Below are 24,921 nucleotides of genomic sequence, written 5' to 3' on the forward strand. Positions count from 1 at the left end.
GGCAACAGACCCCATGGCCGACCACAGCGCCCCCAACCGCACGCGCTACGGGATCCAGCGGCGTGCGTTTCTCGCCGGCGGGGCCGGCTTCGTGCTCGCGGCCGTGCCCGGTGCCCGGGTCCCCGTCGCGCAGAACCTCGACCGCGTGTCCTTCCACACGAACTGGCGCGCCCAGGCCGAGCATGGCGGCTACTACCAGGCGGTCGCCGCCGGGATTTATCGCCGCTACGGCATCGAGGCCGAGATCCGCATGGGCGGCCCGCAGCAGAACATCACGCAGCTGCTGATGGCCGGACGGGTGGACATGACGATGTCCAACTCCTTCCAGGCGCTGAACTTCGTGCGGGAGAACCTGCCCTTCCTCTGCATCACGTCGATCATGCAGAAGGATCCGCAGATCCTGATGACGCATGAGGGCAACGGCATCAACTCCTTCGAGGATATGCGCGGCCGCCCGATCATGATCGGCGCGGGCGGGCGCACCTCCTACTGGCCCTTTCTGCGCCGGCGCTTCGGCTTCACAGACGAGCAGATCCGCCCCTACACCTTCAACGTGGGTCCCTTCATGGCGGACCGCATGGCGATCCAGCAGGGCTTTCTCTCATCCGAGCCGCTCGTGGCAATGGAGCAGGGTGCGCGGCCGAAGGTCTTCCTGCTCGCCGACGGCGGTTTCGATGCCTACCAGACCACGATCGACATCTCCCAGCGGATGGTGAACGAGAAGCGCGACGTGGTGCAGCGCTTCGTCAATGCCACGATGGAAGGCTGGACGCAGTACATGACCGGCCAGAACATCGAGGCCGCGAACGCCCTGATCAAGCGCGACAACCCCGAGATGACCGACGCCAAGATCGCCTACGCGATCCGCGTGATGAACGAGCAGGGCATCGTCATGTCGGGCGACGCGCAGCGCCTCGGCGTCGGCGCGATGACGCATGAGCGCTGGCAGTCCTTCTACGAAGGCATGCGCGATTCCGGCGTCTATCCCCCCGGCCTCGACTTCCGGAAGGCCTATACGCTGGACTTCGTGAACAAGCGCGTCGGGCTGTCCTGAGCCCTTGGCGCCGGCGGCGGCAACCATGGACGGCGTTATGACGGCGACGCTCGCCGCGGTGTCGCCGGTCGTCTCGCTGACGGGGGTCGAGAAGCGCTTCGCGAACGGCACGCTCGCCGTGCAGGACGTGAACCTCGCGATCGAGCGCAGCGACTTCGTGTCCCTGCTCGGGCCGTCCGGCTGCGGCAAGTCCACGGTGCTGCGTATGATGGCGGGGCTGATCGAGCCAACCCGCGGCCGCGTCGAGATGAGCGCCGGGCGCAGCGGGCCGGGCGACATCGGCTTCGTCTTCCAGGAGCCGACGCTGATGCCCTGGTCGAATGCGCTGAAGAACGTGATGCTGCCGCTGCGCCTGGAGGGGATGAACCGCGGAGAGGCGGCCGACCGCGCGGCGGCGGCGCTGGAATCCGTGGGCCTCAAGGGCTTCGAGAAGTCCTATCCCCGCGCGCTGTCGGGGGGCATGAAGATGCGCGTGTCCATCGCGCGCGCGCTGGTCACCAAGCCGCGCCTGCTGCTGATGGACGAGCCCTTCGCGGCGCTCGACGAGATCACACGGCATCGCCTGAACAACGACCTGCTGACGCTGTGGCAGGAGGAACGCTTCACCGCGGTTTTCGTGACGCATTCCGTGTTCGAGAGCGTCTACCTCTCGCGCCGGATCGTGGTGATGGCGGCGCGGCCCGGCCGCGTCGTGCAGGACATCACGGTGGACGCGCCCTATCCCCGTGGAGAGGTCTTCCGCACCTCCGCCGACTACGCCGCGCATTGCCGCGAGGTATCGGGGTCCCTGCACAAGGCGATGGGCGAATGAACGCGATGGACAAGGCCGCCGAGGCGCACGCGCATGTCTCGGTCTCCGCGACCGAACTGGCCGACGCGCCGGCCGCGTCGCGCGACAGGACCTTCCTCGGCCTGACCGCCGAGGGCTGGCTGCGGATCATCGCACCGCTGGTCGTCGGTCTCGTCTCGCTGGGTGCCTGGCAGTGGGTGGTAACGGCCAGGGGCATCCCGAGCTACATCCTGCCGGGCCCGATCGAGATCGCGCAGGCCCTGGTGAACAGCTGGGACACGATGCAGGTCTCGCTCTGGATCACGCTGCAGATCACCTTCTCCGCACTGGTCGTGGCCGCGGTGCTGGGCCTGGCGCTGGCGGTGCTGTTTGCGCAGTCCCGCGTGATCGAGCTGTCGCTGTTCCCCTATGCCGTCATCCTGCAGGTCACGCCGATCGTCGCGATCGCGCCGCTGATCATCATCTGGGTGGACGATGTCCGCTTCGCGCTGCTGATCTGCGCCTGGATCGTCGCCTTCTTCCCGATCCTGTCGAACACCACGCTCGGGTTGAACAGCGCCGACCACAACCTCCAGGACCTGTTCCGGCTATACCGCGCGAGCCGCTGGCAGGTCCTGATGCGCCTCCGGCTGCCGACGGCGATGCCCTATTTCCTTGGCGGGTTGCGCATTTCCGGCGGCCTCGCGCTGATCGGCGCGATCGTAGCGGAGTTCGTGGCTGGGACGGGCGGCCGGGCCTCGGGCCTGGCCTACCGCATCCTGGAGGCGGGCTACCAGCTGCAGATCCCGAAGATGTTCGCGGCGCTGGTGCTGATCTCCATGACCGGCATCGCGATCTTCCTGGCGATGACGCTGATCAGCCACCTCGCGCTGCGCCACTGGCACGAGAGTGCCATGAAGGAACGGAAATAGGCTTGCGATGAGGGATGCGTTGAAGGCGGCGGGCGGCCGCTTCTGGCTGCGCAATGCGCGCACGCCCGGCGTGCTGATCCCGGGCTTCGAGGCGGAGCGGGACGCCGACGGGCTGGTGCGGCTAGACATCCGGATCGAGGACGGCAAGATCGCGGGCGTCGCGCCTGTAGGTTCCGCGAGGGACGGCGTGGACATGCAGGGTGGCCAGGTCTGGCCGGCGCCGCTGGACGCGCACACCCATCTCGACAAAGGCCATATCTGGCCGCGCGCGCGCAACCCGCGCGGCGATTTCGGCGGCGCGATCGAGGCGGTGATGGCCGACCGCTCCGCCGCCTGGTCGGAAAAGGATGTGGAAGCGCGCGCCGACTTCGCGATCCGCTGCGCCCATGCCCACGGCACCGTCGCAATCCGCACCCATGTCGACACTTACCTGCCGATGGCGCGCGGGTCCTGGCGGGCAATGGTGCGGCTGCGCGACCGCTGGGCCGGCAAGGTCGCGATCCAGATGAGCTCCATCGCCCCGCTTGATCGCTTCGCCGGCCCGGACGGTGCGCCGATCGCCAACATGGTGGCGGAGGCCGGCGGCGTGCTGGGCATGGTCACGCGTCATGTGGGCGAGCTGCATGCCGACCTGCCCGTCGGCTTCCAGGAGGAGCTCGACACCTTCTTCGCCCTGGCGGAATCGCGCGGGTTGGATATCGACCTGCACGTCGACGAATCCGGCGAGAGCGGCGCGCGCGCGCTCCGCGAGATCGCACTCACCGCGCTGCGCCGGAAGTTCAAGGGCCGTATCCAGTGCGGCCATTGCTGCAGCCTCTCGGTCCAGCCCGAGGACTTCGCACGCGACACCATCGCCCGCGTCGCCGAGGCCGGCATCAGCATCGTCGTGCTGCCGATGTGCAACATGTACCTGCAGGACCGCGTCGCGGGCCGTACCCCGCGCTGGCGCGGCGTAACGCTGGTGCACGAGATGCGGGCGGCCGGGATCCGCGTCTCCGTCGCGTCGGACAACACGCGCGATCCCTTCTACGCCTATGGCGACCTCGACATGACCGAGGTCTTCCGGGAGGCGACGCGCATCCTGCATTTCGACCACCCCTTCGGCGACTGGTACCGCGCCGCGACGGCGAACCCCGCGGAGGCCATGGGAATCGCCGGCCGCGGCCTGATCGCGGCGGGGCAGCCGGCCGACCTGGTGCTCTATTCCGCGCGCTTCATGACGGAGCTGCTGTCGCGTCCGCAATCCGATCGCGCCGTGCTGCGCGACGGCCGCCTGCTGGAGGCGACCGCGCCGCACTGGCGGGAACTGGACGAGATCGTGGGCGTGACGGGCTGACGCTACTCGAGCTCTCTCCCCCGCTTATGGGGGAGAGGGTTGGGTGAGGGGGACGCTCAGGAAAGCTGGCGTGTCTCCAATGCTCGCCGCCCCCCTCACCCCACCCTCTCCCTCCTCTGGTGGAGACGGCTTTCACCACCGCGCGAAATGCGCCCGCACCCGCGCGACGAAGGCCTCACATTCCTCGCGCCGGCGCGTATCCAGCCGCGTCAGCGACAGCCACTCCACCTTGCAGCCCTTGGCGCAGAGCACGGCGATGCCGCGCTTCACCAGTTTCCGGTCGATCCGCCCGACCCACCAGATCACCCACCAGGGCGAGCCATAGGTCGTCACCACCGCGATCTTCCTGATGTTGGTCAGCATCCCCTCGATTCCCCTCGGCGCGACGCGGAATGCCACGCCATGCGACCAGACGCGGTCGAGCCAGCCCTTCAGGATGGCGGGCATGCCGAACCACCAGGTCGGGTGAACCAGCACCAGCGCATCGGCGCGGCGCAGCGCTTCGGTGTGCGCGCGGACGTCGTCGAGGTCTCCGCCGCGGTCGCGGAAAATAGTGGATTCCTCGGCGGTCAGCGCGGCGCGGAATCCCTCGGCATGCAGATCGAGCAGTTCCACGCTGTGCCCCGCAGCCTCAAGAGACCCCTTGGCGGCGTCGCGCAGAGCGGCGGACAGGCTGTCGGCGCGCGGATGCGCGTAGACCATCAGGACGTTCATGCCCGGCTCCTTCTGGCATCGCATGTGCTATGCCCGGACCGGGATCGCAACCGCCTCGGAGGCCGTGGCCCATGATGACCGCGCCGGTGATCGGCAAGCGCGCGAAGGAGTTGCGGGGCTTCCGCATCGCGCCGAACGACACGAACTACTTCGCCTGCCTCTTCGACCCGCTCGAGGACGGCGTGTCGTTCACCCTCGTCGTCGAGATCTTCGAGCCAGGCGGACGCACGCCGCCGAACTCCCATGCCGAGGCCGAGGAATGCTTCTTCGTCCTCGCGGGTTCCGGCAAGGCCCATGCGAACGGCAGGGAGATGCCGATCGGCCCCGGCGATTGCTTCGTCCTCAAGCCCGGCGTCGAGCATGTCGTGGTCAATGACACCGCGGAGAAGCTGTACTGCCTGACGCTGATGACGCCGAACGAGGGCTTCGCCGAGCTCATCCGAAACGGCACGCCGGTGGACCTGGCGCCGGAGGATATCACGGTGCTGACGGGGCGCGGTCCCGGCTGATGCGCGTCCTCTATCTCTATGCCCACCCATTGCCGGAAAGCTTCCACTTCGCGATCCGCGAGGAAGTGCGTGCCGGCCTGGCCGAGGCCGGGCACGACGTGGACCTCTGCGATCTCTACGCCGAGGACTTCGACCCCGTGCTGAGCGCGGCCGAGCGGCGCGGCTACCACGCGCTGCGCGACAACCGCGCGCCTTGCGAGTCCTACATCAGGCGCGTCGAGGCGGCCGAGGCGCTGGTGCTGTCCTTCCCGACCTGGAGCTTCGGCCTGCCCGCGATCCTCAAGGGCTTCTTCGACCGCGTCTTCATCCCCGGCGTGTCCTTCACGCTGCAGGACGGCATCGCCAGGCCGAACCTGACGAATATCCGCAAGATCGCGGGAATCAGCACCTATGGCAGGCCGCGCTGGAACGCGATCTGGGTCGCGGATCCTCCGCGCATGGCGGTGACGCGCTACCTGAAGGCGCTGACGGGCTGGCGGGCGCAGGTGGAGTATCACGCCCTCTACAACATGAACCAGGTGACGGAGCAACGCGGCCGCGCCTTCCTGCACCGGGTGCGCCGGCGCATGGCGCAGTTCTGATCCCGTCTTGCAACGGGCCTCCCGCGGCGCGATTCTGCGCGGCGGGAGGATACCGTCATGCATCGCGTCACCCGCCGGGCGTCGCTCGGCCTCGCCGCGGCACTCGCCCTGCCGTCGCTGGCGTCCGCGCAGGGCACTTCCATCCGCATCATCGTGCCCTTCGCGCCGGGCGGGTCCACCGATGCGGTGGCGCGGCTGCTCTCGCCGGGGCTGACGCAGCGGCTCGGGGCACCTGTGGTCGTGGAGAACCGCTCCGGCGCCGCGGGATCGATCGGCGCCGACGTCGTGGCAAAGGCGCGGCCGGACGGGACGACCTGGCTGCTGACCTTCGACAGCCACGCGACGCTCGCCGCGCTGCTGCGGAACCTGCCGTTCGACCTGATGCGGGACCTCGATCCCGTGATGCTGATCGGCGGCTCGCCCTATGCGCTCGCGACCAAGGCGGACAGGCCGTTCCGGACCATCGCCGACGTCGTGGCGGCCGCGAAGGCGCGTCCGGACGCCGTCTCCTACGGCTCCACCGGCAACGGCACGATCGGGCATCTCACCATGATCATGCTGGGGGAGCGGGCGGGCGCGCGAATGACGCACATCCCCTATCGCAGCGGCGGCCTGGCGGTGAACGACACCGTCGCCGGGACGGTGGACATGATGATCGGCAGTTCCGCGCTGCTGCTGCCGCACATCGCCGGCGGCACGCTGCGGCCGCTGCTGCAGTTCGGCCCGTCCCGCCTGGCCGGCCTGCCCGACACCGAGACCGCGGTCGAAGCCGGCTTCCCGGGGCTCGAGGCCGAGGCCTGGTGGGGCCTCTTCGGCCCCAGGGGCAGCACGGAGGAGCAGATCGGCCGCATGCACGCCGCGCTGCGCGACACGCTGGCGGAGGAGCGCGTCCGGCGTACGATGATCGAGACGCAGCAGGCCAGACTGGTGGTCTCCTCGCCCGACGAGTTCCGCCGCTTCTTCGTCGCCCAGGTCGAGACCTGGGCCAAGGTCGTGCGCGAGAACAACATCCAGCCGGATTGACCGCTCCGGCGTTGACCGGGGCCGCGCCGCAGCGCATCGCTTGGCCATGACGACCCGCACCGTCACTGGCCTGCACCGCGCACTGCGCGACGACATCGGCGATCTCGTGACCCGCCGGCCGCTGCCGGGGCCGGGGCTCGAGCAGGTGGACCCCTTCCTCTTCGTCAACCACCACGGGCCGCAGGTCTATCCGCCAGGCAACACGGGACTGCCCTTCGGCCCGCACCCCCATCGCGGCTTCGAAACCGTGACCTTCATCCTCGATGGCGAACTCGCGCATCTCGACAGCGGCGGCGGTGAAAGCATCATCCGCGCCGGCGGCGTGCAATGGATGACCGCGGGCAGCGGCCTCGTGCATGCCGAGATCTCGCCGGAGGATTTCAAGCGCGACGGCGGCCCGATGGAGATCCTCCAGCTCTGGGTCAACCTGCCCTCGCGGCTCAAGATGACGCGGCCGGCTTACGCCGGGCTGCAGGCCGCCGACATCCCGAAATTCGCGACCGAGGACGGCGCCGTCACGGTGGAGCTGATCGCTGGCGACTGGGACGGCCAGCGCGGCGCGCTCTCGACCCTGACCGGCGTGATGATGTCGGTGCTGCGCATGAAGGCCGAGGGCGGCATCGCCGCGCCGGCGCCGCGCGGGCGCAACGTGTTCCTCTATGTCGTCAGCGGCGCCGTAGAGGTTGGCGGCCGCAACGCCGACGCCTCCACCCTGGTCACGCTGGCGGACGATGCCGAGGAGGTCGAGCTCTTTGCGATGCAGGACAGCGTCGTTCTCTTCGGCCATGCCGAGCCCTGCGACGAGCCCGTGGTCTCGCACGGGCCCTTCGTGATGAACACGCGCGAGGAAATTCTCGATGCGATCCGCGACTACCAGGCCGGCCGCTTCGGCGGGCTGGGCTGATCGCTACGTCGCGCGCGAGAGGCTCGGCGAAAGCGGCGTTGCAGCGCGGAGCGCGGCTTCGATCGGCAGCGCGGCGCGGAACAGCGCGGCGTCCTCGCCGGGGCGGCCGATCAATTGCAGGCCGATGGGCAGCCCGTCCGGCGTCAGCGCCGCGGGGACCGAGATGGCGGGCAAGCCAAGGAAGCTTGCGGGCTGCGTGGCATGCGCGAGCAGCGTCACCCTGCGCCATGCCTCGGGGTCCGCGGCGTCCGCGATCTCGGCATAGAGCGGCGGCAGGACCGGCACGGTCGGCGTCAGCAGCACGTCGACCCGCGCGAAGGTGGTCGCCAACGCCTGGCGCAGCATCGCGCCGCGCGCGCGCAGCGCATCGAGGTAGTCGGTCGCGAGCGTCGCCTCGCCCGAAGCGAGGAAGCGACGGACCGACAGCGGGTAGTTGCCGGGATCGGCGGCGATCAGCGGGCGGTGCAGCGCCGCCGCCTCGGCGCGCATGACGAGGCGCATGAGGGAGCGGATCGCCGGCGTCTCCACGACGGGAACGTCCAGCACGCGGTGCCCCGCGTGTTCCAGCCTGCGGCGGCCCTGGTCCCAGGCGCCCGCGACGTCGCGGTGGAGATGGTCGGTGTAGTAGCCTGCAGGGATTCCGATCCGCAGCGCCGGGTTCTGGATCGGCGCATCCGGGGTCGCCTCGCCGCGGGCGGCCGCGAGCAGGATCGCGGCGTCGTCCAGCCCGCGCGCGAGCATGCCGACGGCGTCCAGCGACCAGGACATCGGGAAGACGCCGTCGGTCGGGACGGCGCCGGGGCTCGGCTTCACGCCGACCACGCCGCAGAAGCTCGCCGGCAGGCGGCAGGACGCGCCGGAGTCCGTGCCAAGCGAGGCGAAGACCAGCCCCGCCGCGACGGCGACGGCGGAGCCCGAGGACGACGCGCCGCTGCAGCGTCCGATCGCCCAGGGATTGCCGGCATCGCCATGCACGGCATTGGTGCCGGTGGTTCCCAGTGCGAATTCCGCCATGGTCAGCACGCCGGTTTCCGCCGCGCCGGTCGCCTGCACGGCCGCCAGCGCGGGCGAGGGCGGCAGGGGCGGGCCGGCGAAGGGGCGCGCCGCGCCGCAAAGCGGCTGGCGGTGCGGACGCGCGAAGATGTCCTTGTGCGCGACGGGCAGCCCGGCGAGGAGGTGCCCGCCGCCGGGCCGCGCCTCGGCGTCGGGCCAGATCTCGGCGAAGGCGCGCAGCGTCCCGTTCAGCGCCGCGCTGCGCCCGAGCGCGGCGGCGACCAGCGCCCTCGCCGTCACCTCGCCGCGTGCGATCGCCGCGGCGGCGTCGCGCACGCCTCCCTGCAGCAGGCGCTCAGCGGGGATCACGGGGGAGCGCCGGCGTGTCGCCGGGGCCGAGCGGCGGACGCGCTGCCTCGGCTTCCGTGGCGAGGCGGGCGGCTTCGACGAGCGTGGTTTGCGCAAGGGCTGGATCGCCGCCGACGGCGTCCGCCACGCGGCGCTCGATCAGGCGGAGCAGGTCCGGCGACACGCGCCTAAAGCCCCTCGAACAATTCCGTGGACAAGTAGCGTTCGGCGAAGGACGCCGCGATGGCAACGACGAGGCGGCCCTGCATCGCCGGCGGGCGAGCCACCTCCATCGCGGCGTGCAGCGCGGCGCCGGAGGAGATGCCGATCGGCAGCCCTTCCTCCCGCGCGCAACGCCGCGCCGCAGCGATCGCCTCGTCCTCGGACACGCGCATCACCGCGTCGAGCCGTTCCAGTTCCAGCACCGCCGGCCTGAAGCCGGCGCCGATTCCCTGGATGCGATGCGGGCCCGGCTCGTCGCCGGACAGCACCGCGCTTTCGGCGGGCTCGACCCCGATGACGCGCAGCCCCGGCCGGCGAGGCTTCAGCGCGCGTGCGACGCCGGTCAGCGTGCCGCCGGTGCCGATCCCGCCGACGACGGCATCCACCGTGCCTTCCGTGTCGGCCCAGATCTCCTCCGCGGTCGTGGCGGCGTGGATGGCGGGGTTGGCCGGATTGTCGAACTGGCGCGGCATCCAGGCGCCGGGCGTGGTGCGCAGCATCTCCTCCGCCCGCTCGATGGCGCCCGTCATTCCCTTCTTCGCGGGCGTCAACTCCAGCTCCGCGCCCATGATCCGCATCATGCGCCGCCGCTCGATGCTCGCGCCGTCGGGCATCACGACGATCAGCCGGTAGCCCTTCGCCGCCGCGACGAAGGCCAGCGCGATTCCCGTGTTGCCCGAGGTCGGTTCCACAAGGATGGAACGATCCGGCGCGATCAGCCCCTCGCGTTCCGCCGCCTCCACCATCGCGAGCCCGATCCGGTCCTTCACCGACCCCAGCGGGTTGAAGAACTCCAGCTTGAGCGCCAGGCGCGCGGCGAGCCCCGCCGAGGCCGCGAGCCGCGGCAGCAGCACGAGCGGCGTGGCACCCACGGTTTCCAGCACGCTGCCGAAGAGCCGGCCGCGCGCGGCGGTCGGGGACGAGGGGGCGTTCCGGGCGCCGCGGCGCCTGGGGGTGCTTCCTTCCGGCATGCCGATCCCATATCACGCTTCTGGATCGGAGAAACGGGGCGTTCTCCCATCGTCCCGACCGGGAGAAGGACCTGCCATGCTGCTTCGCCGCGACCGTGCCCTCATGGCAATCGACATCGTGCTGGACGTGGCGTTCCATGCCGGCCGCGGGGCAGAGGCTACCGGCGCTGCCGGGATCGCCGAACGGCTCGGCGCGCAGCGGCGCGGGATCGAGCCCGTGCTGCAGGCGCTGAGCCGCGCGGCGATCCTGGAGGGCATGCGGGGCCCGAAGGGCGGCTACCGCCTGGCCCGCGCGCCGCGCGGCATTGCGCTGATGGAGATCGTCGAGGCGGTGGTGGAGTCCGACGACGCCTTCGTGGTCCCGAACGGCCGCCTGGCGGAGGTGGTGACCGCGCCGCTCTGGGGCGAGCTGGACGGCGCGCTGCGTGAAAAGCTGGCGCAGTTGACCGTCGGCGACCTGCTGCGCCGCGCCGCGCAGGCCGGCCTCCGACGCCCGCAGACCGAGCCGCTGGACTTCGCGATCTAGCCATAGACGGCAGCGCGTTCGGCCAGCGGCACGGCCCGGGCACTGGTGCCGTCCGCGCCGAAGACCTGCGCGCCGCGCAGGTGCAGCCGGCAGGGCGCGCCGCGACGGGCCCAGGGGCCGAGGGGATGCACCACCGCGTCGAGGTTCGCATCGCCGGCCTCCACGATCGCGCGGGCCTCGCCGTGGCCGGCACGAAGGCCGCGCAGGACCGCGCTGTCGCCGGGACTGGCGACGAGGTCGTGCGGACGGACGAAGGCCTCGGCGGAGCCGTCCGGCAGCATGACCCGCAGCGGCGGCAGGGGCAGGGGATCGAAATGCACGACGCCCTGGCGGACGGCGCAGGCGATCCGGGCGGCCTCGCCGACGAAGCCGGCGACGAAGGGCGTGGCGGGAGCGGCGAGCAGCGTGGCCGGCGGGGCGAACTGCACGATGCGGCCGTTCTCCATGACGGCGACGCGGTCGGCCATCTCCATCGCCTCATCCTGATCATGGGTGACCAGGATGGTCGTCAGGCCCAGTTCCTCGTGCAGGCGGCGCACCCAGCGCCGCACGTCCTTGCGGACGAGCGCGTCGAGCGCACCGAAGGGCTCATCGAGGAGCAGCAGCCGCGGCTCGATCGCAAGCGCGCGGGCGAGCGCGACGCGCTGCCGCTGTCCGCCGGAGATCTGGTCGGGATAGCGCGATTCCAGTTCGGGGATCTGCACCAGCGCGAGCAGGTCGCGCACCCGCTTCGCGATGTCGGCGCGTGCCGGGCGACGGTCCGGCGGCCGCACGCGCAGGCCGAAGGCAACGTTCTCGAAGACCGTCATGTGGCGGAACAGCGCGTAGTGCTGGAACACGACGCCGACGCCACGGTCGCGGGCCGGCACGCTGGTCATGTCCCGCGCGTCGATCTGGACGCTGCCGGCATCGGTGCCCTCGAGGCCGGCGAGCACGCGCAGCAGCGTCGTCTTGCCGGAGCCCGAGGGGCCGAGCAGCGCCACGAACTCGCCGCGCTCGACCTGCAGCGAGACGCCGTCGAGCGCCCGCGCGTCGCCGAAATGGCGGGAGACGGAACGGACGATCACGCTCATGCCGCGGCCTCCGCGCGCCGGGCCGTCAGGCGTTCCAGTACGGCCTTGGCGGCCAGCGTCACCAGGCCGAGAAGGGCCAGCAGCCCAGCCACCGCGAAGGCGCCGGCGAACTGGTACTCGTTATAGAGGATCTCGACCTGCAGCGGCATGGTGTTGGTCTCTCCCCGGACATGGCCCGACACCACGGAGACGGCGCCGAATTCGCCCATCGCGCGCGCATTGCAGAGCAGCACGCCCGCGAGCAGCGCCCACTTCACGTTCGGGAGGGTGACGCGGCGGAATGTCTGGAAGCCGGAAGCACCGAGCGTCGCAGCGGCTTCCTCCTCGTCGCGGCCCTGCTCGAGCATCAGCGGGATCAGCGTGCGGGCGACGAAGGGGAAGGTGACGAAGACGGTCGCCAGCACCAGGCCGGGCAGGGCGAAGATCACCTGGATGTCGTGCGCCTTCAGCCAGGGCCCGAGCCAGCCCTGCAGGCCGAAGATCAGCACGAAGACCAGGCCTGAGATGACGGGCGAGACGCTGAAGGGCAGCTCGATCAGCGTGACCAGCAGGCGCTTGCCCGGGAAGTCGTGCTTGGCGACGCACCAGGCCGCGGCGACGCCGCCGACGGTGTTCAACGGCACGGAGATCGCGGCGACGATCAGCGTCAGGCGGACGGCGGCCAGCGTGTCCTCGTCCTGCAAGGCGCGCAGCGCGGGATCAACACCGCGGCGCAGCGCCTCGGTGAAGACGGCCGCGAGCGGGAGGCCGAGCATCGCCGCCCCGACCAGGACGGCCGCCGATCCGATCAGCCAGCGCGCCCAGGCCGGGTCCTGGCTGGCGGGGCGGAAGGGGCTCATCGGCTCCGCCGCAGGCGTCGCTGGACCAGGTTCAGCGTCAGCAGGATCGCGAAGGACAGCGTCAGCATCGCCAGTCCCACCGCCGCGGCGCCGGCATAGTCGTACTGCTCGAGCCGGATGACGATGAGCAGCGGCGCGATTTCGCTGACCATCGGCATGTTGCCCGCGATGAAGATGACGCTGCCGTATTCCCCGACCGAACGCGCGAAGGCGAGGCCGAAGCCGGTGACGATCGCGGGCGCAAGGGCCGGCAGGACGACCAGCCGAAGCGTCTGCGGCCGGCTGGCGCCGAGCGTCGCGGCGGCTTCCTCGGCATCGCGCGAGAGGTCGCGCAGCACGGGCTCCACCGTGCGCACGATGAAGGGCAGGCCGACGAAGGCGAGCGCGACGACGACGCCCGCCGGCGTGTAGGCGACCTTCCAGTCGAACCAGGCCTGCAGTGGCGCGCCGAGCCAGCCATTCGGGGCGAAGATCGCGGTCAGCGCGATGCCGGCGACGGCTGTCGGCAGCGCGAAGGGCAGGTCCACCGCGCCGTCCAGGATGGCGCGTCCCGGAAACCGCAGCCGCACGATGGCCCAGGCCAGCAGCAGGCCGAGCGGCACGTCCACCAGCGCCGCGAGCAGCGCCGCGCCGAAGGAGAGTTTCAGCGCGGCGGCGACGCGGGCGTCCGAGATCGACTGCCACATGCCGGGGATGCCGAGCTCCCAGGGCCGGATTGCCAGCGCGGCCAGCGGGATCAGCACGATCGCGGTCAGCCAGATCGCCGTGACCGCCAGGGACAGCCGGAACCCCGGCACAGCGCGCACGGTCGCGCGCGCCGGCAGCGGCAGGCCGAGGACGCCGGTCGCGCTCATCGTCGCGGCCGGTAGATGCGGTCGAAGACGCCGCCATCGGCGAAATGCGTCTGCTGCGCGCGCTGCCAACCCCCGAAGACCGGATCGTCGATCGCGACGAGGTCGAGCCGGGGGAAGCGTTGGGCGTTGGCGGCCAGCAACTCCGGGTCGCGCGGCCGGTAGAAATGCTTGGTCACCAGCGCCTGTCCCTCGGGCGTGTACAGCCCGCGGAGATAGGCCTCGGCGATCGCGCGCGTTCCCCGCCGGTCCACATTCGCATCCACCACCGCGACGGAGGGCTCCGCGAGGATCGAGAAGCCGGGATAGACGATGTCGAGATTGCCGCTGCCGAATTCCTGCAGGGCGAGCCAGGCGTCGTTCTCCCAGGTCAGCAGCACGTCGCCCAGGCCGCGCTGGGAGAAGGTCGTGGTCGAGCCGCGCGCCCCGCTGTCCAGCACAGGCACCTGGCGGAACAACTGTCCCGCCGCGTCCTCGGCCGTCGCCGTGCTGGCGCCGGGCTGGCGCAGCGCCCAGGCCCAGAACGCGAGGTAATTCCACCGCGCGCCGCCCGAGGTCTTGGGGTTCGGCGTGATGACCGCGACACCCGGCTTCAGCAGGTCGCCCCAGTCGCGGATCTCTTTCGGGTTCCCCTTCCGCACCAGGAACACGATCGTGCTGGTATAGGGCGCGCTGTTGTGGGGCAGGCGGCCGATCCAGTCGCGCGCGATCAGCCCGCGCTCCGCGATCGCATCAACGTCATAGGCCAGCGCGAGCGTCACCACGTCGGCCTGCAGGCCATCGATGACGCCGCGCGCCTGGCTGCCGGAACCGCCATGGGACGCGTTGACGCGGATCGCCTGGCCGCTGCGCTGCTGCCAGTCGCGCGCGAAGGTCGCGTTGTACTCGCGGTAGAGTTCCCGGGTAGGATCGTAGGACACGTTCAGCAGCGTCACCTGCTGGGCGGCCGCCGGCAGCGCCGGCATCGTAAGGCTGGCGGCGAGCAGGCCGCGTCGCGTCAGTCGCATGGTCGTTCTCCGTCGAGGCATCGTTGTCGGAGCGGCGGAGGGCGAGGAGCGCGGTCAGTGGTTCGTCGCGGTGTCCCCCGCCGGCAGACATCGCGGTTGCAGCCACGACGTGCCATCGAGATGCGCGCGGACGGCGCGGATGACCTCGGCCGGCGGATCGCCCGCCGCGCGGCGGCGGGCGCGAAGCGCTGCGACCTCCGCCAGCCGGCCGGCCCACTCCTCGCCGAAGCTGTCCTGGAGCCAGGCGCGTAGCGCGGCGGACAGCGCCGGCGCAGCGCCGCCAGTCGAGACGGTGAGCAGCAGATCGCCGCGTCGGACCAGCGCGGGGACATGCACGTCGCAGAGATGCGGCACGTCCTCGATGTTGACGGTGACGCCGCGTGCGCGGGCGGCGGCGGCAAGCCACTCGGATTCCTCCGGCTCGAGCCCGGCGCCGAAGACGAGGCGCTGGCGGCGGAGCGCGGCTTCCGGCGGCACGCCCTCATGGACGGCGATGCGCGTCAGCCCCGCGCCCTCAAGCAGGGCCCGGCGCCTGGCGAAGGCGCCGCCGCGTCCCGCGAGCAGCACGGGCGTGTCGGGGAGGAAGACGAGCGGGAGCATCTCAGGCGACCGCGACGCGGCGTCGCAACGGGCCGAGCGCGTCGCCGTCGCCGGCGACGGCCGCCTGGTAGGCGATAGGGATGAACTGCAGCGCACGGGCCCAGACCGCGGCGTCGGTGCCGTCCGGCACCTCCACCGTCGTGACCCCGCAGCGCAGCAGGAAGGCGTACTGGTCGGGCAGCACATGGCCCGTCGCGCGGATCTCGCCGGCGAAGCCGTGGCGTTCCCGAAGCGCGCGGGCCTGGGTGAAGGCGCGGCCGTCGCGCGCCTTGGGAAAGCGCAGCGCGACGAGCGACAGGCGATCGAGCAGCGGCTCGAGTACCGCGGGATCGGCGTCGCTCGGCAGCACGACGCCGAGCGGCGCGTTCCGCGCGGCGAGCGCGGGGGCGTCGCGAAGCAGCCGCTCGAGGCTGACGAGCGACGGCCCGTCGGGCAGCGCCTCATCGTCGGCGACGGAGCGGAATTCGTCCGGGCGCAGCGCGCCGGCTTCAAGCAGCGGCATAGAGCGCCTCCTTGAACGGCGTCGGGCCGATCCGGCGATAGGTGTCCTTGAAGAGCTCGCCAGCCTCGCGATGCGCGACATAGGTTCGCACGAGCGTCTCCACGGCGTCCACGACCTCGTCATAGGAGAAGGCAGGGCCGATCAGTTCGCCGATGGCGGCATCGTTCCCGGCGCTGCCGCCGAGGGTGATCTGGTAAACCTCCTCGCCGCGCTTATCGACGCCGAGCAGGCCGATATGGCCGACGTGGTGATGTCCGCAGGCGTTGATGCAACCCGAGATGTTGACGTGCAGCGTGCCGATGCCGAGTTGCGCGTCGAGGCTGGCGAAACGTTCCGAGATGCGCTGCGCGACGGGGATGCTGCGGGCGGTGGCAAGCGCGCAGTAGTCCATGCCCGGGCAAGCGATGATGTCGCTGATCAGCCCGATGTTCGGCGTTGCCAAGCCATGCGGCTTCAGCGCGGCGAACAGCGCCGGCAGGTCTTCCTGCCGGACATGCGGCAGCACCAAGTTCTGCACGTGGCTGACGCGGATCTCGCCGAAAGAGAAGCGCTCCGCGATTTCGGCGACCGCGTCCATCTGGTCGGCCGAGGCGTCGCCCGGTATGCCGCCGATCGGCTTGAGCGAGATGACGACGGACCGGTAGCCAGGCTGGCGGTGCGGATGGGTGCATTGCTGCAGCCATGTCGCGAAGGTCTTGTCGGCGTCTCGCGCGCGCTGCAGGGCAGGGGGATCGTCCGACAGCCGCGCGAAGGGCGGCGGGGCGAAATGGGTGGCGATCGCCTGCACGACCTCAGGCTCCAGGCGGTAGCGGCCGCGCGGCATCTCGGCGAATTCGCGCTCTACCAACTCCCGGAACTCGTCGCCGAGGTCGCGGACCAGGATCTTGATGCGCGCCTTGTAGATGTTCTCGCGCTGCCCGAGCGCGTTGTAGACGCGCAGCACGGCCTCGAGATAGGCGAGGAAATCGGGCTCCGGCACGAAGTCGGCGATCCTGGTGCCGATGATCGGCGTCCGGCCGAGCCCGCCGCCGACCCAGACCTCGAAGCCGATGGCACCTTCCGCGTTGCGCTTCGCGATCACGCCGACATCGTGGATCCTGGCGGCCACGCGGTCGTTCGGCGCGCCGGTGATGGCGATCTTGAACTTGCGCGGCAGGAAGGTGAATTCGGGGTGCAGCGTGGACCACTGCCGCAGGATCTCCGCGTAGATCCGCGGATCCACCAGTTCGTCGGCCGCGGCGCCGGCGAATTCGTCGGTGGTGACGTTGCGGACGCAGTTGCCGCTGGTCTGGATGGCGTGCATGTCCACCTCGGCCAGCGCAGCGAGCATGTCCGGCGCGTCCTCGAGCTTCGTCCAGTTGAACTGGATGTTCTGCCGGGTCGTGAAATGCCCGAAGCCGCGGTCCCAGCGGCGCGCGATGTGAGCGAGCTGGCGCAGCTGGCGGCTGTCGAGCACGCCATAAGGGATCGCGACGCGCAGCATGTAGGCGTGGAGCTGAAGGTAGAGCCCGTTCATCAGGCGAAGCGGCTTGAACTCGTCCTCGGTCAGCTCGCCTGCAATGCGGCGGGCGACCTGGTCTCGGAACTGGGCGATCCGACCCTGCAGGAAGTCGCGGTCCACCTCGTCATAGCGGTAGCGGCGGGCATGCGGCGGGACGGCGGGGGCCAAGGTGTCCATGGGGCCTGCCTTCAGCTGGCCAGTGACAGGGCGGGGTGGGGCTCGGCGTCCACCGAAGGGCCGGTGACACGCAGGCGTTCGCGGAAGCGCCGCGGGACGGGGATGCCGCCGCCCAACTCGACTTCGACGGTGTAGGCGCCAACGACAAGGCGCGCCTTCTCGGCGGCCTGGCCGAGCGCGAGCGCTTCCTCGGCGGCACCGGGCGCGAAGACCCGGGCTTCCACGATGCGCGGCGTCCAGTGCCCGCCGGCGGCGAGCCAGGCGACGCGGCCATCAGCGAGCCCGTTCGCCGTGAGCACCACGGGGGCGGTGGCGGGTCGAAGCTTGGCGGGTGCCGACATCCGATGCTCCTCGCTAGGCCCGGCGAGAATTAACGTCGCGACACCGCGTTCGCAATGGGCGCGGCGATGAAATCCACGCAGAATCACGAGTACGGGACAAAAATCTCATTCGTAACCGCTTGCATTGGTATTGATGGGGGTGTTTCTTCTCCTTTCAGCGGCTATTGAAGGACCGTATGCCGTGGTGAAATGGCGCTCCGCCCTGGCTTCCGGCATCGGCCCAGCCCCGGGGGAGGTCTGGCTGGTCGGCGCCGGGCCGGGCGATCCCGGCCTGCTGACCCTCCGCGCTGCCGACGCCCTGCGCAACGCTGACATCGTCTTCCACGACGCCCTGCCGGGTCGGGCCGTGCTGCGCCTGGTCAGCACCGGCGCGGAGATCGTGCCGGTCGGCAAGCGCAAGGGCGCCGCGCCGGTCCCGCAAGCCGGCATCAACGCGCTGCTTGTCGCCGCCGCCCGGGCGGGCAAGCGCGTGGTGCGACTGAAGGGCGGCGACCCCTTCGTCTTCGGCCGCGGCGGCGAGGAAGCGGCAGCGCTGGACGCCGCCGGCATCCCCTGGCGCGTGGTGCCCGGCGTCTCCGCCGGCACCGCGGCGCCCGCTGCGGCCGGCATTCCCCTGACGCATCGTGGAACGGCGAGCGCCGTGACCTTCGTCACCGGCCACGACGAGGCTGGCGGCCTGCCCGGCAGCGTGGACTGGGCCTCCCTCGCGCAGGCCGGCGGCACGATTGCCGCCTTCATGGCAATGACGCGCCTCGACGAGATCGCGGTGCGGCTGCTCGCCGCGGGACGCGCACCGGCGACGCCCGTTGCGGTGATCGCGCAGGCCTCGCTGGAGGGCGAGGCGGTGCTGCGCACCACGCTCGGGGCCTGCACGCTCGCGGTGCGCCGCGCGGACCTGCCGATGCCGGCGTTGGTCGTGATCGGCGAGGTCGCCGCCCTCGGCGCCGAGGCGGGCGCGGCGGCCGAGGCCCCCGCGCGCGCCGCGACCGGCTGAACTTAGCCGGCGGATACCCAGGGCATCGAGACCGCGGCCGGTCCGACCGGCGCCTCGCCGCGAACCATCGTGCGATGCAGGCGCCCGGCCGCCGCGCGACGCGTGCGGTGCAGCAGCGCGGCATTGTCCCACAGCAACAGATCGCCCGCTGTCCAGCGATGCCGCCAGACCAGGGCGGGATGCGTCGCCGCCGCGTGCAGCCGGTGCAGCAGGTCGTCGCTCTCGGCCGCCGGCAGGCCGCGGATGCGCCCCGCGCTTGAGGGATCGAGCAGCAGCGCGCGCCGCCCCGTCCCGGAATCGAGCCGCACCAGGGGATGCGCCACGGCCGGCAGGCCGGTGGCCGCACGACGGGGATGGTCATGCTCCGCCTCGAGGAACTCGATGCGGTCGCGCAGCCACGGATCGAGACGCTCATAGGCGCCGACCTGGGTGGCGAATTCCGTGGTAAGCCCGTCCGCCTCGTGAGCGGCCACCGCGGAGACGCTGGCAGGCGTCGCCGACCAGGCGAGATCGGCGTGCCAGCGGGATTCGCGGTCATCGCCGCCGGAATCCTCGACCACGACCTCCGGGCTCCCGGGCAACGAAAGCGCTGCCAGGGGATGCCGCGCCACGGGGCCGAGCAGGGCGGTGACGGCGACCTGCTGCACCGGCGTGAGCGATTGCCCGCGCAGCACCAGCACGAGATGCGAGGCCAGCGCCCGCCGCAGCGCCGGGATCACCGCGCCGTCCCGCGAGAGGTCGATGTCCTCGACCTCCGCGCCGAACAGCGGATGCAGCGGCCGCAGGCGCAGTGCGCCGGAGGGATGCGACAGGTCGCGCGACGGTTCGGCCGCCGGCCGCAGCGAGACGGTCACGACGCCAGCCTCAGCGGCGTCGGGCGAACGAAGCGCGCCCGGTTCAGCGCCTGGCGCGCGACGCGGGCCATCTCCTCGGGCGAGGGGAAATGCACCCCGTCGAGGTCGTCGAGCAGCGGATCGACGGCGACGAAGTGCCAGTCCGCAGAGGCGTTGACCGCGACGCCGACGAAGCGGCCGTCAATCTCGATGGGGCGGGACTGGATCATGGGAAGCGGACCTCGGGGCGGTGGAGAGCGGGAAGGCGATGTCGTCTCGGCGGCATCGCATTCGACACGGATGGGCCCGGCCGACGGTCGCGCGATGCTTGGCGAGGGACATGGGCGGGTCGCTCCACACCGCCGGGACCAGCCCCGGCGCGGGCGTATTTCCACGCCCGCCGACGTAAATAGTCAATCAATCCACGATCGTGAGTGACATTTTATCCTGTGTGATCGTGGTCTGGTCGCGGTTGGCGCGTCGCCGCTGAGCGGGAGGAGGTTTTTCGCCGCACGCCGCGGTCCGGCCAGGCGGCGATTGACGCGCGCGCGCCGCCTCCGTCAGTTTCGCCCTGCAACCCTGCCGGGAGAATCATGGATGCGACGGCTCGTGCTGACGGCGCTCTGCGCCCTGATGCTTGCGTGGCCGGCCGCCGCGCAGCAGATCCGGCCCGCCATCGTCTTCGACATGGGCGGCCGCTTCGACCGCTCCTTCAACGAGGCCGTGCATCGGGGCGGGCAGGAATTCCAGCGCACTACCGGCATCCAGGTCGCGGAGTTCGAGGTCACGCAAGAGCCGCAGCGGGAGCAGGCGCTGCGCAACTTCGCCCGTCGCGGCCAGGATCCGATCGTCGCCGTTGGGTTCGCCCAGCGCGGCGCGGTGCAGGCCGTCGCCGCCGAGTTCCCGCAGACGCGCTTCATCCTGATCGACAGCGTGGTGAACCTTCCGAATGTGCAGTCCGTCACCTTCCGGGAGGAACAGGGCAGCTACCTCGCCGGACTGATGGCGGCGATGGCGAGCCGTTCGGGGCGCATCGGCTTCGTCGGCGGCATGGACATCCCACTGATCCGGAAATTCGCCTGCGGCTACGTCCAGGGCGCGCGCGCGGCCAACCCGCAGATCCAGGTGCTGCAGAACATGACGGGCTCGACGCCGGCGGCCTGGCGCGACCCCGTGCGCGGTGCGGAACTCGCGCGCAGCCAGATCGAGCGCGGCGCCGACGTGATCTTCCACGCCGCGGGCGGCACGGGCGTGGGCGTGCTGCAGGCCGCGGCCGATGCCGGCCGTCTCGGCATCGGCGTGGACAGCAACCAGAACCACCTGCATCCCGGCCGCGTGCTGACGAGCATGCTGAAGCGCGTGGACGTCGCGACGCGGCTCGGCTTCGAGCAGGCGCAGGCCGGCACCTGGCGCGCGGGCCCGCGCGTGCTGGGCCTGGCGGAAGACGGCGTCGGCGTCGCGATCGACGACGACAATGCCGCGCTGGTCACGCCGGAGATGCGCGCGCGGCTCGACCAGGCGCGGGCGGAGGTGGTGGCCGGCCGCATTACCGTGCACGACTTCATGGCCGACAATTCCTGCCCGGTTCAGTAGCCGCGCCTTGTCGGGCGCGGCGCCCCTCGCCATCGAGTGCCGCGGCGTCACCAAGCGCTTCGGCACGGTGCTGGCCAACGACGCGGTGGATCTCTCGGTCCGCCGGGGCTCCATCCACGGCGTGATCGGCGAGAACGGCGCCGGCAAGTCCACGCTGATGGCGATCCTGCACGGGTTCTACCCCATGGATGACGGCGCGATCCTGGTCGGCGGCAGGCCCGTCGCGATCCGCGACAGCGCCGACGCCATCGCGCTCGGCATCGAGATGGTCCATCAGCATTTCATGCTGGTGGAGCCCTTCACGGTGCTGGAGAACGTGATGCTCGGCGCCGAGGGCGGCCCGTTGCTGGCTCCGGGCGCGGCCGCCGCGCGGGCCTCGCTCGCGCGGCTCGCGCGCGACTACGGCCTGGCGGTGGACGCGGATGCGCGCGTCGCGGACCTGCCGGTCGGCGCGCGGCAGCGGGTGGAGATCCTGAAGGCGCTTCATCGCGGCGCCGAGGTCCTGATCCTCGACGAGCCCACCGCCGTTCTGACCCCGCAGGAGGCCGACGACCTGTTCCGCGTCCTGCGCGCCCTGCGAGACGAGGGGAAGGCGGTGATCCTGATCACGCATAAGCTGCGCGAGGTGATGGCGGTGACCGACCGCGTCTCCGTCATGCGCGGCGGGCGGATGGTCGCGCATCGCGACACCGCCGCGACCTCGGCGGCGGAACTCGGCGAGCTCATGATCGGCCGCCGCCCCGCCGCGTCGCGGCGCCCGGCCCCGGCGACGCGAGGCGCGGTGATGCTCGGCGTCGAGGGGCTGCGCGCGCATGACGATGCCGGGATCGAGCGGCTGCGCGGCGTCAGCTTCGACCTGTATGCCGGCGAGATCCTCGGCATCGCCGGCGTCGCCGGCAACGGCCAGACCGAGCTGCTGGAGACGCTGTCCGGCATGCGGGCCGCTGCTTCCGGCACCATCCGCCTGCGTGGCCAGCAACTACCGCCTTGCGACGCAGCGGCGATGCGCGGCCTCGGCGTCGCGCATGTGCCGGAGGACCGGCTGCGCCATGGCCTGGTCGCGCCCTTCGAGGCGCAGGAGACCGCGATCCTCGGCCATCAGCGCGACAGCCGCTGGCGCCGCGCCCTCGGCCTGATCTCGCGCCGCGCGGTCGGCGAGCACGCGCAGGCGCTGATGGCCGCGCATGACGTGCGGCCGCCGATCCCGGCGCTGCGCTCCTCGCTGTTCTCCGGCGGCAACCAGCAGAAGCTGATCATGGGCCGGGAGCTCGACCGAGCGCCGGACATCCTGCTCGTCGGCCAACCCACGCGCGGCGTGGATATCGGTGGGATCGAGGCGATCCATGCGCGCCTGCGCGCCTGGCGCGACGCGGGCAAGGCGGTGCTGCTGGTCTCGGTCGAACTCGACGAGATCCTGGCGCTGTCCGACCGCATCCTGGTCATGTTCGACGGAAGGCTGGTCGGCGAGGTGCCGGCCGGCGCCGACGAACGCCAGCTCGGCCTGCTGATGGCCGGGGCCGCGGCGTGAGGCGCGCCGCCGCGCTGCTGCTGCCGCCCGCGCTGAACGTCGCGCTGGCGCTCGCCCTCTCCGCACTCGTCGTCGTCGCCGCCGGGCAATCGCCGGCGGAGGCGCTGCAGGCGCTGATCAACGGAAGCGTCGGATCCTGGGACGCCGTGGGCTACACGCTGTTCTACGCGACCGACATGGCCTTCGCGGGGCTCGCCGTCGCGATCGCCTTCAAGGGCGGGCTGTTCAACATCGGCGTCGAGGGCCAGGCAGCCCTGGGCGGCCTCGGCATCGCGCTGGCCTGCCTTGGGCTTGATGCGGCGCTGCCGTCCTGGCTGCTGGTAGTCGTGGCGCTCGCAGCGGGGGCGGGCTTCGGCGCGGCCTGGGGCGCGGTGCCGGGCTGGCTGCAGGCGCGCCGCGGCAGCCACATCGTCATCACGACAATCATGTTCAATTTCATCGCGGCCTCGCTGATGGTCTACCTGCTGGTCAACATGCTGATCGCGCCGGGCCAGATGGCGCCGGAAACGCGGCGCTTCGCGACCGCGCTGCCGACGCTGTCGGCCTTCGGCTTCCCCGGCCGGTCGCCGGTGAATGTCGCGCTGCTGCTGGCGCTGCTGGCGGCCTTCCTGGTCTGGCTGCTGGTCTGGCGCACGGCCTGGGGCTACGGGCTGCGCGTCGTCGGCGCCAATCCCGACGCGGCGACCTATGCCGGAATCGACCAGCGCAGGCGCATCGTCGTGGTGATGGCGATCTCCGGCGCGCTGGCGGCCGGGATCGCGGCGAACGAGGTGCTCGGCGCCAACCAGCGCCTGATGCTGAACTTCACCGGCGGCGCCGGCTTCACGGGCATCGCGGTTGCGCTGATGGGGCGCAACCATCCGCTGGGTGTGCTGCTCGCCGCGCTTCTCTTCGGCGCGCTGGCGCAGGGCGGGGCGGAGCTCGCGTTCGAGATGCCGGACCTCCCGCGCGAGACCGTGGTCGTCGTGCAGGGGCTGGTAATCCTGTTCGCCGGCGCGCTTGGCGCGCTGTTCCGCGCGCCTGTCGCGCGCATGCTCGCGGCGCGGGCGTGATGGACGACGCGCTCGGACAGGTCGTGCCGATCCTGGCGGCGACGCTCCGCCTGGCGACGCCGCTGATCCTGGCCGCGCTGGCAGGGCTTTTCGCGGAACGTTCAGGCGTCGTGGATGTCGGGCTCGAGGGCAAGATGCTGGCCGGCGCCTTCGCCGCGGCCGCGACCGCCGCGGTGACCGGCAGCGCCTGGCTCGGGCTTGTCGCCGCGGTCGTCGCATCCTCGGCGCTCGCGCTGCTGCACGGCCTGGCCTGCGTGACGCTGCGCGGCAGCCAGGTGGTCTCAGGCATGGCGATCAACGTGCTGGCCTCGGGCCTGACGGCGACGCTGGCGCTCGCCTGGTTCCGCCAGGGCGGGCAGACGCCGGCGCTGCCGGCTTCCGCGCGCTTTCCCGCGCTGTCGCTGCCGGGCTTCGATGTCGCGGTGATCGGCGGGCATACCGCGCCCGTCTACATCGCGCTGCTGCTTGTTCCCGCCGCGTCCTTCGTGCTGTGGCGCACGCGCTTTGGGCTGCGGCTGCGCGCGGCGGGCGAGGCGCCGGGCGCGGTGGACGCGGCGGGCGTTCCGGTCGTGCGGCTGCGCTATGGCGGGGTGATGATCGCGGGCGTGCTCTGCGGGATCTCGGGCGCGGCGATCTCCACGGCGCAGGGCGCCGCTTTCGCGACTGACATGACGGCCGGGCGCGGCTTCATCGCGCTGGCGGCGTTGATCCTGGCGAACTGGCGGCCGGGCGGTGTGCTTCTGACCTGCCTGCTCTTCGGCCTGCTCGATGCCGTTGCGATCCGGCTGCAGGGCGTGATGGTCCCCGGCCTCGGCGTCGCCTTCCCCGTGCAGGCCGTGCAGGCGCTGCCCTATGTGCTGACGGTCATCCTCCTCGCGGGGTTCGTCGGCCGCGCGACGCCGCCGCGCGCGGCCGGTCTGCCCTACGTCAAGGAACGCTGAACCCTAACGCCGAGCCCGCGCCCCGCGCCGCCGGCGAACCGCCGGCGGCGAGCGCTTCAGTGTCCGCCCATGACGAGAGTGGTGAAGGGCAGCATGGCGACCTGGATGCGGAGCAGGATCGCATGCACCAGGCCGACCGCGTCGATCGCGTGCAGCGCGAAGCGCCGGCCGGAGCCGAGGGAGGGGTCCTGCAGCGCGTCGTGGTTG

General features: G+C 71.5%; 28 protein-coding genes. 14 read left to right on the forward strand and 14 right to left on the reverse strand.

Features of this window, described 5'->3' with window-relative positions; translation table 11 throughout:
* Positions 1 to 13 precede the first annotated feature (13 nt).
* The 4 genes from ACLF3M_RS19890 to ACLF3M_RS19905 are packed head-to-tail and all read left to right on the forward strand — an operon-like array spanning position 14 to position 4,091.
* Positions 14 to 1,054, forward strand: coding sequence for an ABC transporter substrate-binding protein (locus tag ACLF3M_RS19890; protein WP_430658710.1), 1,041 nt, complete (start codon positions 14 to 16; stop codon positions 1,052 to 1,054).
* A gap of 25 nt (positions 1,055 to 1,079) precedes the next feature.
* A complete protein-coding gene (locus tag ACLF3M_RS19895) occupies positions 1,080 to 1,865 on the forward strand; it encodes an ABC transporter ATP-binding protein (protein ID WP_430658711.1) in 786 nt (261 codons plus the stop codon).
* Entirely contained in the window at positions 1,862 to 2,755 is an 894-nt protein-coding gene (locus ACLF3M_RS19900; protein ID WP_430658712.1) for an ABC transporter permease, read from the forward strand. Before ACLF3M_RS19895 ends, ACLF3M_RS19900 begins: the two co-directional genes overlap by 4 nt.
* A 7-nt stretch (positions 2,756 to 2,762) precedes the next feature.
* The gene (locus ACLF3M_RS19905; RefSeq protein WP_430658713.1) at positions 2,763 to 4,091 is read left to right on the forward strand and encodes a cytosine deaminase; all 1,329 of its coding nucleotides are present in this window, start codon (positions 2,763 to 2,765) and stop codon (positions 4,089 to 4,091) included.
* A 132-nt stretch (positions 4,092 to 4,223) separates the two neighbouring features.
* Here ACLF3M_RS19905 and ACLF3M_RS19910 read toward each other — a convergent pair whose 3' ends face one another.
* Complete coding sequence (locus ACLF3M_RS19910; protein ID WP_430658714.1) at positions 4,224 to 4,805, reverse strand: NAD(P)H-dependent oxidoreductase; 582 nt, start codon at positions 4,803 to 4,805, stop codon at positions 4,224 to 4,226.
* A gap of 71 nt (positions 4,806 to 4,876) precedes the next feature.
* Here ACLF3M_RS19910 and ACLF3M_RS19915 point away from each other — a divergent pair, with 71 nt between their 5' ends.
* Genes ACLF3M_RS19915 through ACLF3M_RS19930 form a run of 4 tightly spaced genes read left to right on the forward strand, consistent with a single transcriptional unit; the run spans position 4,877 to position 7,822 of the window.
* Positions 4,877 to 5,314: a cupin domain-containing protein gene (locus ACLF3M_RS19915; RefSeq protein WP_430658715.1), complete on the forward strand. Its 438-nt coding sequence runs from the start codon at positions 4,877 to 4,879 to the stop codon at positions 5,312 to 5,314.
* Positions 5,314 to 5,895 carry an NAD(P)H-dependent oxidoreductase gene (locus ACLF3M_RS19920; RefSeq protein ID WP_430658716.1) on the forward strand — a complete coding sequence of 194 codons (582 nt, stop codon included), beginning with the start codon at positions 5,314 to 5,316 and terminating at the stop codon, positions 5,893 to 5,895. The genes ACLF3M_RS19915 and ACLF3M_RS19920 overlap by 1 nt, the downstream gene beginning before the upstream one ends.
* A 57-nt stretch (positions 5,896 to 5,952) precedes the next feature.
* A complete protein-coding gene (locus tag ACLF3M_RS19925; protein ID WP_430658717.1) occupies positions 5,953 to 6,918 on the forward strand; it encodes a tripartite tricarboxylate transporter substrate binding protein in 966 nt (321 codons plus the stop codon).
* A 46-nt stretch (positions 6,919 to 6,964) separates the two neighbouring features.
* Entirely contained in the window at positions 6,965 to 7,822 is an 858-nt protein-coding gene (locus ACLF3M_RS19930; protein ID WP_430658718.1) for a pirin family protein, read from the forward strand.
* Positions 7,823 to 7,825: 3 nt separating this feature from the next.
* On the opposite strand, the gene ACLF3M_RS19935 is transcribed toward ACLF3M_RS19930, so the two are convergent.
* Genes ACLF3M_RS19935 through cysK form a run of 3 tightly spaced genes read right to left on the reverse strand, consistent with a single transcriptional unit; the run spans position 7,826 to position 10,356 of the window.
* A complete protein-coding gene (locus ACLF3M_RS19935) occupies positions 7,826 to 9,184 on the reverse strand; it encodes an amidase (RefSeq protein WP_430658719.1) in 1,359 nt (452 codons plus the stop codon).
* Positions 9,171 to 9,347: a hypothetical protein gene (locus ACLF3M_RS19940; RefSeq protein ID WP_430658720.1), complete on the reverse strand. Its 177-nt coding sequence runs from the start codon at positions 9,345 to 9,347 to the stop codon at positions 9,171 to 9,173. The genes ACLF3M_RS19935 and ACLF3M_RS19940 overlap by 14 nt, the downstream gene beginning before the upstream one ends.
* A gap of 4 nt (positions 9,348 to 9,351) precedes the next feature.
* The gene (gene cysK / locus ACLF3M_RS19945) at positions 9,352 to 10,356 is read right to left on the reverse strand and encodes a cysteine synthase A (protein ID WP_430658721.1); all 1,005 of its coding nucleotides are present in this window, start codon (positions 10,354 to 10,356) and stop codon (positions 9,352 to 9,354) included.
* A gap of 76 nt (positions 10,357 to 10,432) precedes the next feature.
* Here cysK and ACLF3M_RS19950 point away from each other — a divergent pair, with 76 nt between their 5' ends.
* On the forward strand, positions 10,433 to 10,882 hold the full coding sequence (locus tag ACLF3M_RS19950; RefSeq protein WP_430658722.1) for an RrF2 family transcriptional regulator: 450 nt from the start codon (positions 10,433 to 10,435) through the stop codon (positions 10,880 to 10,882).
* Here the strand turns inward: ACLF3M_RS19950 and ACLF3M_RS19955 are convergent.
* The 8 genes from ACLF3M_RS19955 to ACLF3M_RS19990 are packed head-to-tail and all read right to left on the reverse strand — an operon-like array spanning position 10,879 to position 17,773.
* Positions 10,879 to 11,955 (reverse strand): sulfate/molybdate ABC transporter ATP-binding protein, encoded by a 1,077-nt coding sequence (locus ACLF3M_RS19955; RefSeq protein WP_430658723.1) that lies wholly within the window; start codon positions 11,953 to 11,955, stop codon positions 10,879 to 10,881. The two genes, ACLF3M_RS19950 and ACLF3M_RS19955, sit on opposite strands and share 4 nt — an antisense overlap.
* Entirely contained in the window at positions 11,952 to 12,794 is an 843-nt protein-coding gene (gene cysW / locus ACLF3M_RS19960; protein WP_430658724.1) for a sulfate ABC transporter permease subunit CysW, read from the reverse strand. The genes ACLF3M_RS19955 and cysW overlap by 4 nt, the downstream gene beginning before the upstream one ends.
* Positions 12,791 to 13,648 (reverse strand): sulfate ABC transporter permease subunit CysT, encoded by an 858-nt coding sequence (gene cysT / locus ACLF3M_RS19965; RefSeq protein ID WP_430658725.1) that lies wholly within the window; start codon positions 13,646 to 13,648, stop codon positions 12,791 to 12,793. Before cysT ends, cysW begins: the two co-directional genes overlap by 4 nt.
* Complete coding sequence (locus ACLF3M_RS19970) at positions 13,645 to 14,652, reverse strand: sulfate ABC transporter substrate-binding protein (protein ID WP_430658726.1); 1,008 nt, start codon at positions 14,650 to 14,652, stop codon at positions 13,645 to 13,647. Before ACLF3M_RS19970 ends, cysT begins: the two co-directional genes overlap by 4 nt.
* A gap of 54 nt (positions 14,653 to 14,706) precedes the next feature.
* Positions 14,707 to 15,252, reverse strand: coding sequence for a precorrin-2 dehydrogenase/sirohydrochlorin ferrochelatase family protein (locus ACLF3M_RS19975; RefSeq protein WP_430658727.1), 546 nt, complete (start codon positions 15,250 to 15,252; stop codon positions 14,707 to 14,709).
* A gap of 1 nt (position 15,253) precedes the next feature.
* Positions 15,254 to 15,754, reverse strand: a complete 501-nt coding sequence (locus ACLF3M_RS19980) for a DUF934 domain-containing protein (protein ID WP_430658728.1) — start codon at positions 15,752 to 15,754, stop codon at positions 15,254 to 15,256.
* A complete protein-coding gene (locus ACLF3M_RS19985; protein ID WP_430658729.1) occupies positions 15,741 to 17,432 on the reverse strand; it encodes a nitrite/sulfite reductase in 1,692 nt (563 codons plus the stop codon). The genes ACLF3M_RS19980 and ACLF3M_RS19985 overlap by 14 nt, the downstream gene beginning before the upstream one ends.
* Positions 17,433 to 17,443: 11 nt before the next feature.
* Complete coding sequence (locus ACLF3M_RS19990) at positions 17,444 to 17,773, reverse strand: DUF2849 domain-containing protein (protein WP_430658730.1); 330 nt, start codon at positions 17,771 to 17,773, stop codon at positions 17,444 to 17,446.
* Positions 17,774 to 17,957: 184 nt separating this feature from the next.
* On the opposite strand from ACLF3M_RS19990, the gene cobA reads away from it, so the two are divergent.
* Positions 17,958 to 18,767 (forward strand): uroporphyrinogen-III C-methyltransferase, encoded by an 810-nt coding sequence (cobA, locus tag ACLF3M_RS19995; protein WP_430658731.1) that lies wholly within the window; start codon positions 17,958 to 17,960, stop codon positions 18,765 to 18,767.
* 2 nt (positions 18,768 to 18,769) lie between these two features.
* Here cobA and ACLF3M_RS20000 read toward each other — a convergent pair whose 3' ends face one another.
* Together ACLF3M_RS20000 and ACLF3M_RS20005 are read right to left on the reverse strand one after the other, a co-directional pair.
* Positions 18,770 to 19,621 (reverse strand): TauD/TfdA dioxygenase family protein, encoded by an 852-nt coding sequence (locus tag ACLF3M_RS20000; RefSeq protein WP_430658732.1) that lies wholly within the window; start codon positions 19,619 to 19,621, stop codon positions 18,770 to 18,772.
* Positions 19,618 to 19,830, reverse strand: a complete 213-nt coding sequence (locus tag ACLF3M_RS20005) for a hypothetical protein (RefSeq protein ID WP_430658733.1) — start codon at positions 19,828 to 19,830, stop codon at positions 19,618 to 19,620. Before ACLF3M_RS20005 ends, ACLF3M_RS20000 begins: the two co-directional genes overlap by 4 nt.
* 367 nt (positions 19,831 to 20,197) lie before the next feature.
* Here ACLF3M_RS20005 and ACLF3M_RS20010 point away from each other — a divergent pair, with 367 nt between their 5' ends.
* Genes ACLF3M_RS20010 through ACLF3M_RS20025 form a run of 4 tightly spaced genes read left to right on the forward strand, consistent with a single transcriptional unit; the run spans position 20,198 to position 24,714 of the window.
* Complete coding sequence (locus tag ACLF3M_RS20010; protein WP_430658734.1) at positions 20,198 to 21,193, forward strand: BMP family lipoprotein; 996 nt, start codon at positions 20,198 to 20,200, stop codon at positions 21,191 to 21,193.
* Positions 21,194 to 21,200: 7 nt separating this feature from the next.
* Positions 21,201 to 22,721 (forward strand): ABC transporter ATP-binding protein, encoded by a 1,521-nt coding sequence (locus ACLF3M_RS20015; protein WP_430658735.1) that lies wholly within the window; start codon positions 21,201 to 21,203, stop codon positions 22,719 to 22,721.
* Complete coding sequence (locus ACLF3M_RS20020; protein WP_430658736.1) at positions 22,718 to 23,773, forward strand: ABC transporter permease; 1,056 nt, start codon at positions 22,718 to 22,720, stop codon at positions 23,771 to 23,773. Before ACLF3M_RS20015 ends, ACLF3M_RS20020 begins: the two co-directional genes overlap by 4 nt.
* The gene (locus tag ACLF3M_RS20025; protein WP_430658737.1) at positions 23,773 to 24,714 is read left to right on the forward strand and encodes an ABC transporter permease; all 942 of its coding nucleotides are present in this window, start codon (positions 23,773 to 23,775) and stop codon (positions 24,712 to 24,714) included. The genes ACLF3M_RS20020 and ACLF3M_RS20025 overlap by 1 nt, the downstream gene beginning before the upstream one ends.
* Positions 24,715 to 24,921: the final 207 nt, after the last annotated feature.

This window comes from Falsiroseomonas sp. HW251 (assembly GCF_050563545.1).
Lineage (GTDB): Bacteria > Pseudomonadota > Alphaproteobacteria > Acetobacterales > Acetobacteraceae > Falsiroseomonas.

What these genes read in the sequence shown, in the direction of transcription:
- ACLF3M_RS19955 (WP_430658723.1), bottom strand. Translation starts at nt 11,955, where the DNA reads ATGAGCGTGATCGTCCGTTCCGTCTCCCGCCATTTCGGCGACGCGCGG.
- ACLF3M_RS19990 (WP_430658730.1), bottom strand. Translation starts at nt 17,773, where the DNA reads ATGTCGGCACCCGCCAAGCTTCGACCCGCCACCGCCCCCGTGGTGCTC.
- ACLF3M_RS19930 (WP_430658718.1), top strand. Translation starts at nt 6,965, where the DNA reads ATGACGACCCGCACCGTCACTGGCCTGCACCGCGCACTGCGCGACGAC.
- ACLF3M_RS19920 (WP_430658716.1), top strand. Translation starts at nt 5,314, where the DNA reads ATGCGCGTCCTCTATCTCTATGCCCACCCATTGCCGGAAAGCTTCCAC.
- ACLF3M_RS19900 (WP_430658712.1), top strand. Translation starts at nt 1,862, where the DNA reads ATGAACGCGATGGACAAGGCCGCCGAGGCGCACGCGCATGTCTCGGTC.
- ACLF3M_RS19890 (WP_430658710.1), top strand. Translation starts at nt 14, where the DNA reads ATGGCCGACCACAGCGCCCCCAACCGCACGCGCTACGGGATCCAGCGG.
- ACLF3M_RS20025 (WP_430658737.1), top strand. Translation starts at nt 23,773, where the DNA reads ATGGACGACGCGCTCGGACAGGTCGTGCCGATCCTGGCGGCGACGCTC.
- ACLF3M_RS20005 (WP_430658733.1), bottom strand. Translation starts at nt 19,830, where the DNA reads ATGATCCAGTCCCGCCCCATCGAGATTGACGGCCGCTTCGTCGGCGTC.
- ACLF3M_RS19925 (WP_430658717.1), top strand. Translation starts at nt 5,953, where the DNA reads ATGCATCGCGTCACCCGCCGGGCGTCGCTCGGCCTCGCCGCGGCACTC.
- ACLF3M_RS19915 (WP_430658715.1), top strand. Translation starts at nt 4,877, where the DNA reads ATGATGACCGCGCCGGTGATCGGCAAGCGCGCGAAGGAGTTGCGGGGC.
- cysT (WP_430658725.1), bottom strand. Translation starts at nt 13,648, where the DNA reads ATGAGCGCGACCGGCGTCCTCGGCCTGCCGCTGCCGGCGCGCGCGACC.
- ACLF3M_RS19970 (WP_430658726.1), bottom strand. Translation starts at nt 14,652, where the DNA reads ATGCGACTGACGCGACGCGGCCTGCTCGCCGCCAGCCTTACGATGCCG.
- ACLF3M_RS19905 (WP_430658713.1), top strand. Translation starts at nt 2,763, where the DNA reads ATGAGGGATGCGTTGAAGGCGGCGGGCGGCCGCTTCTGGCTGCGCAAT.
- ACLF3M_RS19985 (WP_430658729.1), bottom strand. Translation starts at nt 17,432, where the DNA reads ATGGACACCTTGGCCCCCGCCGTCCCGCCGCATGCCCGCCGCTACCGC.
- ACLF3M_RS20010 (WP_430658734.1), top strand. Translation starts at nt 20,198, where the DNA reads ATGCGACGGCTCGTGCTGACGGCGCTCTGCGCCCTGATGCTTGCGTGG.
- ACLF3M_RS19910 (WP_430658714.1), bottom strand. Translation starts at nt 4,805, where the DNA reads ATGAACGTCCTGATGGTCTACGCGCATCCGCGCGCCGACAGCCTGTCC.
- cysK (WP_430658721.1), bottom strand. Translation starts at nt 10,356, where the DNA reads ATGCCGGAAGGAAGCACCCCCAGGCGCCGCGGCGCCCGGAACGCCCCC.
- ACLF3M_RS19950 (WP_430658722.1), top strand. Translation starts at nt 10,433, where the DNA reads ATGCTGCTTCGCCGCGACCGTGCCCTCATGGCAATCGACATCGTGCTG.
- ACLF3M_RS19975 (WP_430658727.1), bottom strand. Translation starts at nt 15,252, where the DNA reads ATGCTCCCGCTCGTCTTCCTCCCCGACACGCCCGTGCTGCTCGCGGGA.
- cysW (WP_430658724.1), bottom strand. Translation starts at nt 12,794, where the DNA reads ATGAGCCCCTTCCGCCCCGCCAGCCAGGACCCGGCCTGGGCGCGCTGG.
- ACLF3M_RS19895 (WP_430658711.1), top strand. Translation starts at nt 1,080, where the DNA reads ATGGACGGCGTTATGACGGCGACGCTCGCCGCGGTGTCGCCGGTCGTC.
- ACLF3M_RS19980 (WP_430658728.1), bottom strand. Translation starts at nt 15,754, where the DNA reads ATGCCGCTGCTTGAAGCCGGCGCGCTGCGCCCGGACGAATTCCGCTCC.